Annotated in this window: 8 protein-coding genes; all 8 read right to left on the bottom strand. The window is 71.9% G+C overall.

Translation table 11 applies throughout. The features are described 5' to 3' along the window. The coding region (locus N790_RS07435; RefSeq protein ID WP_043802685.1) for a PP-loop family protein at window positions 1-280 on the bottom strand (280 nt) is incomplete at its 3' end. A gap of 49 nt (window positions 281-329) precedes the next feature. Continuing rightward, the gene (locus tag N790_RS07430) at window positions 330-1,289 is read right to left on the bottom strand and encodes an acetyl-CoA carboxylase carboxyltransferase subunit alpha (protein ID WP_043802682.1); all 960 of its coding nucleotides are present in this window, start codon (window positions 1,287-1,289) and stop codon (window positions 330-332) included. Window positions 1,290-1,387: 98 nt separating this feature from the next. After that, complete coding sequence (gene dnaE, locus N790_RS07425) at window positions 1,388-4,906, bottom strand: DNA polymerase III subunit alpha (protein ID WP_043802680.1); 3,519 nt, start codon at window positions 4,904-4,906, stop codon at window positions 1,388-1,390. Between the two features lie 104 nt (window positions 4,907-5,010). After that, window positions 5,011-5,637: a hypothetical protein gene (locus tag N790_RS07420; RefSeq protein ID WP_043802679.1), complete on the bottom strand. Its 627-nt coding sequence runs from the start codon at window positions 5,635-5,637 to the stop codon at window positions 5,011-5,013. 158 nt (window positions 5,638-5,795) lie between these two features. Next, window positions 5,796-6,425 (bottom strand): YkvA family protein, encoded by a 630-nt coding sequence (locus N790_RS15215; protein WP_052385775.1) that lies wholly within the window; start codon window positions 6,423-6,425, stop codon window positions 5,796-5,798. Window positions 6,426-6,555: 130 nt separating this feature from the next. Further along, window positions 6,556-7,143: a ribonuclease HII gene (gene rnhB, locus N790_RS07410; RefSeq protein ID WP_043802676.1), complete on the bottom strand. Its 588-nt coding sequence runs from the start codon at window positions 7,141-7,143 to the stop codon at window positions 6,556-6,558. After that, window positions 7,140-8,306, bottom strand: coding sequence for a lipid-A-disaccharide synthase (gene lpxB, locus N790_RS07405; protein WP_043802675.1), 1,167 nt, complete (start codon window positions 8,304-8,306; stop codon window positions 7,140-7,142). The genes rnhB and lpxB overlap by 4 nt, the downstream gene beginning before the upstream one ends. Before the next feature lie 7 nt (window positions 8,307-8,313). Next, window positions 8,314-9,078 (bottom strand): acyl-ACP--UDP-N-acetylglucosamine O-acyltransferase, encoded by a 765-nt coding sequence (gene lpxA / locus N790_RS07400; RefSeq protein WP_043802673.1) that lies wholly within the window; start codon window positions 9,076-9,078, stop codon window positions 8,314-8,316.

Below are 9,078 nucleotides of genomic sequence, written 5' to 3'. Positions count from 1 at the left end.
CGGCGCGCGCGGCGGCTTCCAGGCCGTCGCCGGCGTCGTGCACCTGCACGCGGCGCGATTCGAACGGCACGCCCAGCGCGGCGCAGGCGGCGCGGCAGGCCTCCAACCACTCGCCCGACTGCGGGTGCAGGCCGTGGTCCACGTGCAGGGCGCGCAGGCCGCGGGCGCGCATCGCCGGATCGGCGGCGAGCAGGTGCAGCAGCACGGTGGAATCGAGGCCGCCGCTGCAGGCCACCAGCACCGGGCCTTCGACGGGAAGCGGCGGCAGGGTCAGGGCCATGGCGTCGTCCCGGGCGGCGGTGGCGGGCGGCCGCGGGGCGGCCGGGGCCTCAGGCCGCCTCGTAGGCGCCGTAGCGGCGCAGGCGCTGGTAGCGCTGTTCGAGCAGGCTGGCGTGGTCGAGCGGGTCGAGCGCGGCCAGTTCGAGCTGGATCTGCTGCTTGAGCGTGGCGGCCATGGCGGCCGGGTCGCGGTGCGCGCCGCCCAGCGGTTCGGGCACCACCACGTCCACCAGGCCGTGTTCGAACAGGCGCTTGGCGGTCAGGCCCAGGGCCTCGGCGGCGTCGCGGGCCTTGTCGGCCGACTTCCACAGGATGGAGGCGCAGCCTTCCGGCGAAATGACCGAGTAGGTGCTGTATTCGAGCATCAGCGTGCGGTCGCCCACGCCGATGGCCAGCGCGCCGCCGGAGCCGCCCTCGCCGATGACGGTGCAGATGACCGGGATCTTGAGTTCGGCCATTTCCAGCAGGTTGCGGGCGATGGCTTCGGACTGGCCGCGCTCCTCGGCGCCGACGCCGGGGTAGGCGCCCGGGGTGTCGATGAAGGTGAGCAGGGGCAGCTTGAAGCGCTCGGCCATCTTCATCAGGCGCAGCGCCTTGCGGTAACCCTCGGGGCGCGGCATGCCGAAGTTGCGGCGGATCTTGGCCTTGGTGTCGCGGCCCTTCTGGTGGCCGATGACCATCACCGCGCGGCCGTCCATGCGGGCCAGGCCGCCGACGATGGCGGCGTCGTCGGCGAAGGCGCGGTCGCCGGCCAGTTCGTGGAATTCCTCGAACATCAGGCCGATGTAGTCGTTCGTGTAAGGCCGCTGCGGGTGGCGCGCGAGCTGGGAGATCTGCCAGGGCGTGAGCGCCTTGAAGATTTCGGCGGTGCGGGCGCGCAGCTTCTCCTGCAGGCCGTTGACCTCGGTCTCGATGTTGACCGCGGGGCCGGTGCTGGCCTTGCGCAGTTCCTGGATCTTGGCGTCCAGTTCGGCGATGGGCTGTTCGAAATCGAGGAAGTTCGGGTTCATTCTTGGACTCGGGTCGGACGCGCCAGCCTGGGGCCGGCGGTCTAGAGCAAAGGTTCTAGCGCGCGATTCTAGCCGGCTTGCCCGCCGGCCACCACGGCTCAGCCGCCGCCCTGCTGCCAGGGGCGGTGCAGGGCCAGGCTGACCTGGCTGACGCCGGGCAGGGCGCGCAGCTGGCTGATCAGCTCCGGGTCGGTGCGCACGCCCAGCGGGCCGTTCACGTCCACGGTGCCGCGGGCCTTGCCGGGCGTGAGCAGGTCCAGCCGCATCGGGGTGGCGCCGGGGCGGTAGGCGGCCAGCGTCTGCTGCAGGCGCTCCCAGGCGCCGTGGGCCCGCAGGTCCACTGTCATGGCCAGCCGGCGCGCGTGCTGCGAGCACAGGGCGCGGAAATCCCAGCACTGGCGCGCCCGCAGCACGAAGCCGCCGCTGAACTGGTCCTCGGCCAGGTTGCCCTCGACCAGCAGGATGCGGTCGCGCGAGAGCAGGTGCCCCGATTCGGCGAAGGCCTCGCGGAAGAAGGCCACCTCGAGCTGGCCGCGGCCGTCCTCGATGCGGACGAAGGCCATGGTGTCGCCGCGCCGGCGCACCGCGGTGACGATGCCGGCCAGCACCACGGCGGCTTCGCCGCGGCGGTCCTTCTTGCTGCTCCAGAGGGGGTCGAGGTCGGCCAGCGACACGCCCACCAGGCCCTGCAGCTCGGCCCGCCACGGGTCGAGCGGGTGGCCGCTGAGGTAGTGGCCCAGGGTTTCGCGCTCGCCCAGCAGCTTGGTTTCCAGCGGCCAGTCGGGCGCCACCGGCAGCTCGATGTGGATGGCCGGCGCGTCGGCGGCGCCGCCGAACAGCGACACCTGGCCGGCGGCGCGTTCGCGCGCCAGCTGCTCGGTGGCCTTGATGACCTCGGGCAGTTGCAGCAGCAGCGAGGGGCGGTTCGGGCCCAGCGCGTCGAGCGCGCCGGCGTGCACCAGCGCCTCGAGCACGCGGCGGTTGAGCTTGCTCGAATCCACCCGCTGGCAGAAGTCGAGCAGGTCGCGGAATTCGCCGCCGGACTGGCGCGCCTCGACGATGGACTCGCAGGCGCCGCGGCCGACGCCCTTCACCGCGCCCAGGCCGTAGCGCACGGTCTTTGCGTCGAGCGCCTCGAACATGTAGCCGGATGAGTTCACGTCGGGCGGCAGCACGGCCAGGCCGATCTCGCGCGCCTCGTCCAGGAAGGTCACCACCTTGTCGGTGTTGTCCATGTCCGAGGACATCGTCGCGGCCATGAATTCGGCCGGGTAGTGCGCCTTGAGCCAGGCCGTCTGGTAGGCCACCAGCGCATAGGCGGCGGAGTGCGACTTGTTGAAGCCGTAGTCCGCGAACTTCTCCATCAGGTCGAAGATGGCGCTGGCGTTGGCGGCCTCGATGCCGCGCTCGGCGGCGCCGGCCTCGAACTTCACGCGCTCCTTGGCCATCTCCTCGGGCTTCTTCTTGCCCATGGCGCGGCGCAGCAGGTCGGCGCCGCCCAGCGAGTAGCCGGCCAGGACCTGGGCGATCTGCATCACCTGTTCCTGGTAGACGATGACGCCGTAGGTGGGCTTGAGGATGGGCTCGAGCAGCGGGTGCGGGTAGCTCACCTCGGCGCGGCCGTGGCGGCGGTCGATGAAGTCGTCCACCATGCCCGCGCCCAGCGGGCCGGGGCGGTACAGCGCCGCGAGCGCGATCAGGTCCTCGAAGGTCGAGGGCTGCAGCTTGCGGATGTACTCCTTCATGCCGCGCGATTCGAACTGGAACACCGCGGTGGTCTGGCCCTTCGACAGCAGGGCGTAGGTGTCCGGGTCGTCCAGCGGCAGCGCCAGGATGTCCACCGGCTCGATGCCGGCGCGCTGGCGGCGCGCATTGATGGCCTTGAGCGCCCAGTCGATGATGGTGAGCGTGCGCAGGCCCAGGAAGTCGAACTTCACCAGGCCGACGGCTTCCACGTCGTCCTTGTCGAACTGGGTGACCACCGAGCGGCTCGATTCGCCCTTGGCCACGTGTTCGGCGAACAGCGGGCTGAAGTCGGTGAGCGGCGTGGGCGCGATCACCACGCCGCCGGCGTGCTTGCCGGCGTTGCGGGTGAGGTCTTCGAGGCTGCGCGCCAGGTCGACCAGGTCGCGGACGTCGTCTTCGCTCTGGTAGCGCGAGATCAGCTCCGCCGAGGCGAGCTCGCTGTTCTTGCGCGCGGCGTCGCTCAGGCCCAGCGCGTCGTCGAGCGTGATGCCCAGCGTGTTCGGGATCAGCTTGGCCACGCCGTCCACGAAGCCGTAGGGGTGGCCCAGCACGCGGCCGCAGTCGCGCACCGCCGCCTTCGCGGCCATGGTGCCGTAGGTGATGATCTGGCTGACCTTGTCGCGGCCGTACTTCTGGCCGACGTAGTCGATCACCTCGTCGCGCCGGTCCATGCAGAAGTCGATGTCGAAGTCGGGCATCGACACGCGTTCCGGGTTCAGGAAGCGCTCGAACAGCAGGTCGTAGCGGAGCGGGTCGAGGTCGGTGATGCCCAGCGCGTAGGCCACCAGCGAGCCGGCGCCGGAGCCGCGGCCCGGGCCCACCGGGATGTCGTTGCGCTTGGACCAGTTGATGAAGTCGGCCACGATCAGGAAGTAGCCGGGGAAGCCCATCTTCACGATCACGTCGAGCTCGATGTCGAGCCGCGCGGCGTAGTCGGAGGCGCTTCGGCCCGGCGCCAGCTCGATCTTCGCCAGCCGCGCCGCCAGGCCGCGGTGGGCTTCCTCGCGGATCCAGGTGTCGAGCGTGTGGCCTTCCGGCACCGGGAAGTCGGGCAGGTAGTACTTGCCGAGGCTGAGCTCGAGGTTGCAGCGCTTGGCCAGCTCGACTGTGTTTTCCAGCGCCTCGGGCAGGTCGGCGAACAGCCCGGCCATTTCCTCCGGCGATTTCAGGTACTGCTCGGGCGTGAATTCGCGCGGGCGCTTGGGATCGTCGAGCACGCGGCCGGTGGCGATGCACACGCGGGCCTCGTGCGCCTCGAAGTCGTCGCGGGAGAGGAAGCGCACGTCGTTGCTGGCCACCAGCGGCAGCCCGCGCGCGCCGGCCAGGGCCACGGCGGCGGCGTTGAAGGCGTCCTCGCCGTCGCGGCCGGTGCGGGTGAGTTCCAGGTAGAGCCGGTTCGGGAAGGCGCGCGCCAGTTCGTCCAGCGCCTGCCGCGCCGCTTCGTCGCGGCCGCTGGCGATGGCGCGGCCGACCGGGCTCTCGCGCCCGGCCAGGGCGATCAGGCCCTCGCAGTCGGCGTACAGCCAGTCCGGTTCCAGGGCGACGTAGTCACCCGCGTGGCCCTCGAGGAAGGCGCGGCTGATCAGGCGCGACAGCGACAGGTAACCGCGGCGGTCCTGGCAGAGCAGGGTGATGCGCGAGGGCGCGCCGCCCTCGCTGATCCACAGGTCGGCGCCGGCCACGGGCTTGAGCCCGGCGCCCTCGGCGGCCTTGTAGAACTTCACCAGCGCGAACAGGTTGCTGACGTCGGTCACCGCCACCGCCGGCAGCCCGAGCGCGGCGCAGCGCGACACCAGCTCCGGGATGCGGATGCTGGAATCGGTGAGCGAATACTCGCTGTGAAGGTGGAGGTGGACGAATCGGGGCGTCATGCCGGGGACCAAGGGTCAACCGGCAGTTTACCCCGAGGGTGGGGGCGGACAAGGCTTGACAGTCCCTGTTGCCAAACCCTGCCGCCCGCCCCGTGGAAAGGTCCTCAGCTGACGCGGAACAGCGCCGGCAGCGGCTGGCCGCCGGCGTAGCGGCGCGCGCGCACGTCGCGGCGCTGCTGCAGCAGGGCGGCCTCGGCCAGGCAGGCGTTTTCCCAGGCCAAGCGGCGTTCGGCGGCGGTGCCGCGCGGGCGTTCGGCGCTGCGGAAGCGGCAGAAGTCGCGGTAGTCGAGCGTCTCGGCGTGGAAGGCCGGCCAGGCCAGCTCCACCAGCAGCGCGTCGTCGAGGTGGCCGACCAGCGGCTGGTCGTCCGGGATCAGGTCGTCGACCTGCTGCAGGTAGCTGGTGAGCATGCGGGCGCGTTCACGCATGTCGGCGTCGACCTCCCAGTCGCCGTCGTTGAGCATGCGGCGCAGCTGCTCGGCACGCGCGAGGCGTTCGGACAGGATGGCCACGGCCTGGTCGGCGGGCTGCTGCTGCAGCCAGCGCGCCAGCGTGACCAGCTGGTCGGCGCTCACGCGCGGCGCGTCGGGCGACAGTTCCGCGAGCAGCGCATTGAACCGGGCCACGGCCGCGTCCCCGAGCGTGAGGTCGCCGAACTGGCGGCGGCGGGCGTCGTGGGAAGGCGGCGGCAGCGGGAGCGCGAGGTCGTCGTGGCGGAGCTGGGCGTTCATGGCGGGTCTCTTCGGCAGGCGGCGCCGGGAACCATTCCCGCGCCGCGTGCCTCATCAGATGCACGGCCATGGTGGACGGTTGCAGCCTTCGCGGCGCGTTCCGGAAGTCGTCGTGACCTTCGGACTAATTCAGCGCACCGACAGTTTCGCGAAGACGCTCACACCACGCGCAGGCCGCCTTCGAGCGGGCCGTAATCGACGTAGCGCTGGTGCCGCACGCGATGCAGCTGCTCCCACAGCGCGCCTTCCTCGAGGCGTGCGCGCAGCCAGTCGTCGCGCGTGGGGTGGCCGCCGAAGCCGTCGCCGGATTCCTCGCGGAAGCGGCAGAAATCGCGGTAGTCCTCGAGTTCCTCGGCCACCATCGGCCAGGCCAGTTCCACCAGCAGGGCGTCGTCGAGCTGCCCGAGGCGCGGCGTGTCGTCGGGGATCAGGTCGCGTTCGCGCGTGACGTAGTCGAGCAGGCGGCCGATGCGTTTGGCCAGCGCCGGTTCGATCGCCCAGTCGCGGTCCGCGGCGAGTTCCGAGAGCTCCTTCAGCCGGCCCAGGCGCGCCTGCAGCAGCGCGTCGCCCTGCGCCGGCGGCAGCGCCACCAGCCAGCGCGCGACGCTGGCGAGCGCGTCTTCGTCCACGTGCGGGGCGTCGGGGTGCAGCTCGTGCAGGAGGTCGTTGAACTCGGCGATCGCGGCCGGCGCGAGCGGCACCGGGCTGTCGCCGGGGCGGCCGTCGTGGCGGGGCGTGCGGGGGAGGGGCAGGGCAGTGCCTGCCGGGAGGGGGGCGTCGTGGCGCATGGCAGTACTCGCTGCCGGCCTGGGTGGGAGCGTGGCCGCGGCCGGTCGGCGTTCGCCGCGGGCAGCCGCATCCACCGGGATGCAAGCGTGGTTTACGCCCGCGGAAATGGGCTGTCCAGTGCCGGGTCGTTCAGCCCGGCAGGGTCGGCTGCAGGCAGGCGCGCACCGGCGCGAAGCTTCGGCGGTGCTGCGCGCAGGGGCCGAGGCGGCGCAGGGCCTCGAGGTGGTCCGGCGTCGGGTATCCCTTGTGCACGGCGAAGCCGTAGCCGGGGAACCGGTCGTCGAGTTCGCGCATCAGGCGGTCGCGCGCCACTTTCGCCAGGATGGACGCGGCCATGATGGCCGGTTCGCGCGCGTCGCCCTTCACCAGCGCCTCGGCGGGACAGGGCAGGTCGCGCGGCAGGCGGTTGCCGTCCACCAGCGCGTGTTCGGCCGCCGGCTGCAGCGCGCGCAGCGCGCGCGACATGCCGGCGAGGGTGGCCTGCAGGATGTTGAGCCGGTCGATTTCGGCCGGCAGCACCCATTCCACGTGCCAGGCCCAGGCGTGTTCGATGATGAGCGGCTCGAGTGCGTCGCGGCGCGCTTCCGACAGGGCCTTGGAGTCGCCCAGGCCGGCGATGGGCCGGTCCGGGTGCAGGATGACCGCGGCCACGGCCACGGGCCCGGCCAGGGGGCCGCGGCCGGCTTCGTCGACGCCGGCAATGCGCAGCCCGCTCATGGCGCCGGCGGCAACAGGCCGGCCACGGCTTCGGCGGCCGCCACCGAGGCGTCGCCGCGCAGCTTGGCGTGGATGTGTTCGAAGCGCGGCAGCAGCGCAGCGCGCGCCTCGTGGTCGCGGAACCAGCCCATCACGGCGTCGGCGAGGTTTTCGGGCGTGCAGTCGCCCTGCATCAGCTCGGGCACGATCGGCTCGTTGGCCAGCACGTTCGGAAGGCTGTAGCGGTTGACCTTCATCAGGCCCAGCAGCATGACCAGGCGGTAGGTGAGCGCGGAAATGCGGTAGCCCACCACCATCGGCCGCTTGGCCAGCATGGCTTCGAGCGCCGCGGTGCCCGAGGCCAGCAGCACCACGTCGGCGGCCACCATCACGTCGTGGGCCCGGCCGTCGAACAGCGCGATGTTGGCCAGCTGCGATTTCGACAGGCCCTGTTCGATGGCTTCCCGGCAGGCGTGGTTGGCGGCGGGCACGGCCACCACCAGGCCCGGCTGCTGCACGGTGACCAGGCGGGCCGCGTCGATGAAGACCGGCCACAGGCGCTGGATTTCCCCCAGCCGGCTGCCGGGCAGCACGGCCAGGACGGGGGCGTCCTGCGGCAGGCCGAGCCGCTCGCGCGCGGCGCGACGGTCGGGCACCGCTTCGAAGTCGTCGGCGAGCGGGTGGCCAACGAAGCGCGCGTCCACGCCGTGGCGCTGGTAGATGGGCGGTTCCATCGGGAACAGGCACAGCACGCGGTCGGCGCTGCGGCCGATCTTCGCGGCGCGGCCCTCGCGCCAGGCCCAGACCGAGGGGCTGACGTAGTGCACGGTGCGGATGCCGGCGCGCTTGAGGCGGCGTTCGAGCCCGAGGTTGAAGTCGGGCGCGTCGATGCCGATGAAGACGTCGGGCGTCCACGCGAGCAGGCGGCGCGCGAGGCCGCGGCGCAGGCGCAGCAGGCGGGGCAGGTGGCGCAGCACTTCGGCCAGGCCCATCACCGCCAGTTCGCCGTAGTCGTGCCAGACGTCGAAGCCCGCCTCGCGCATGCGCGGGCCGCCGATGCCGGCGAACTCGGCATCGGGGAAACGCTGCTTCAGTTGCCGGACCAGGCCTTCGCCCAGCAGGTCGCCCGAGGCTTCGCCGGCCACCAGGGCGAATCGAAGCCGGCGCGGCGTGCCGGGGGCCATGGCGGCGTCAGCGCAACAGGCCGCGCTCGCTGCGCTCGATGAATTCGAGCATCAGCTGCACGTCCCGGGATTCGCCGTTGGCGAGCTGTTCGCGCACCTCGGACAGCGGCTTGCCGGACATGTACAGCGCCCGGTAGGCGCGCTTGATGGCGGCGATGCGCTCGGCGTCGAAGCCGCGGCGCTTGAGGCCCTCGGCGTTGATGCCGCGTGGCGCCGCGTACTTGTCGGCCACCATCACGAAGGGCGGCACGTCGGCGTTGACCAGGCTGCCCATGCCGACGAAGGCGTGCGCGCCGATCTGGCAGAACTGGTGGATGCCGGCGAAGCCGCCCAGGATCACCCAGTCGCCGAGCACGGCGTGGCCGGCGAGGGTGGCGTTGTTGGCCAGGATGCAGTGGTCGCCGACGATGCAGTCGTGGGCGATGTGCACGTAGGCCATGATCCAGTTGTCGTCGCCGATGCGCGTGACGCCGCCACCGTCGCCGGTGCCGCGGCTGATGGTGGTGAACTCGAAGATGGTGTTGCCGTCGCCGATCACCAGCTCGGTGCGCTCGCCCGCGAACTTCTTGTCCTGCGGGTCGTTGCCGAGGGTGGCGTGCGAATGGATGGTGTTGTTGCGGCCGATCCGGGTCGGCCCGGTGATCACCGCGTGCGGACCGATGCGGCAGCCGTCGCCGATCTCGACGTCGGCGCCGATGATGGCGTAGGGGCCGACGGTGACGTTGGCGCCGATCCGGGCGCCGGGGTTGATCAGGGCGCTCGGGTGGACCAT

The sequence above is a fragment of the Arenimonas malthae CC-JY-1 genome, assembly GCF_000747075.1.
GTDB classification, from domain to species: domain Bacteria; phylum Pseudomonadota; class Gammaproteobacteria; order Xanthomonadales; family Xanthomonadaceae; genus Arenimonas; species Arenimonas malthae.
Note: the sequence above shows the minus strand (reverse complement) of the source record. Positions and strands in the feature narration are given on the sequence as shown.